This window comes from Streptomyces sp. NPDC040410 (assembly GCF_055595715.1).
Genome location: NZ_JBVIVK010000074.1, coordinates 1 through 1485 on the forward strand (window position 1 = coordinate 1; position 1485 = coordinate 1485).

The following is a 1485-nucleotide window of genomic DNA, read 5'->3' on the forward strand; positions in this document are numbered from 1 at the left end:
GGCGCGGACGCGATCCATCCCGGCTACGGGTTCTTGTCGGAGAACGCCGACTTCGCCCAGGCCGTGCTGGATGCCGGACTGATCTGGATCGGGCCGCCGCCGCAGGCCATCCGGGACCTGGGCGACAAGGTCGCCGCCCGGCACATCGCCCAGCGGGCGGGTGCGCCGCTGGTGGCCGGCACGCCGGATCCCGTCAGCGGTGCGGAGGAGGTCGTCGCGTTCGCCGAGCAGCACGGTCTGCCGATCGCGATCAAGGCCGCGTTCGGCGGCGGCGGGCGCGGCCTGAAGGTGGCCCGCACCCTGGAGGAGGTGCCGGAGCTGTACGAGTCGGCGGTGCGTGAGGCGGTGGCCGCGTTCGGGCGTGGCGAGTGCTTCGTGGAGCGCTACCTCGACAAGCCCCGGCACGTGGAGACCCAGTGCCTGGCCGACTCCCACGGCAACGTGGTGGTCGTCTCGACGCGGGACTGCTCGCTGCAGCGCCGGCATCAGAAGCTGGTCGAGGAGGCCCCGGCGCCGTTCCTGAGCCAGGCGCAGGTGGCCGAGCTGTACAGCGCCTCGAAGGCGATCCTGAAGGAGGCCGGTTACGTCGGTGCCGGCACCGTGGAGTTCCTGGTCGGCCTGGACGGCACGATCTCCTTCCTGGAGGTCAACACCCGTCTGCAGGTCGAGCATCCGGTCACCGAGGAGGTCGCCGGCATCGACCTGGTGCGGGAGATGTTCCGCATCGCCGACGGCGAACCCCTCGGCTACGACGACCCGCCGCTGCGCGGGCATTCCTTCGAGTTCCGGATCAACGGCGAGGACCCGGGCCGGGGCTTCCTGCCCGCCCCCGGCACCGTCACCACGTTCGCCCCGCCGTCCGGTCCGGGCGTGCGGCTGGACGCGGGGGTGGAGTCCGGCAGCGTGATCGGGCCGGCGTGGGACTCGCTGCTGGCCAAGCTGATCGTCACCGGCACCACCCGCGAGCAGGCCCTGCAGCGCGCCGCCCGGGCGCTGGAGGAGTTCCAGGTCGAGGGCATGGCCACCGCGATCCCCTTCCACCGCGCGGTGGTCACCGACCCGGCGTTCGCGCCCGAACTGACCGGTTCCGCCGAGCCGTTCACGGTCCACACCCGGTGGATCGAGACCGAGTTCGTCAACGACATCAAGCCGTTCACCGCTCCCACGGCCGTGGAGGCGGAGGAGGAGCCGGACCGCGAGACGGTGGTCGTCGAGGTCGGCGGCAAGCGACTGGAGGTCTCCCTGCCGTCCTCGCTGGGCATGTCGCTGGCCCGCACCGGGCTGGCGGCGGGTGCCAAGCCGAAGCGGCGGGCGGCGAAGAAGTCCGGCCCGGCCGCCTCCGGCGACACCCTGGCCTCCCCGATGCAGGGCACCATCGTCAAGGTCGCCGTCGAGGAGGGCCAGGAAGTCAAGGAAGGCGACCTGATCGTCGTACTCGAGGCGATGAAGATGGAACAGCCGCTCAACGCGCACAAGTCCGGCACG

1 protein-coding gene is annotated in these 1485 nt (G+C 71.9%); it reads left to right on the forward strand.

Going from position 1 to position 1485, the window contains the following annotated elements:
* Positions 1-1485: acetyl/propionyl/methylcrotonyl-CoA carboxylase subunit alpha (locus tag ACZ562_RS38335; RefSeq protein WP_471189354.1), on the forward strand; the 1485-nt coding region annotated here is incomplete at both ends.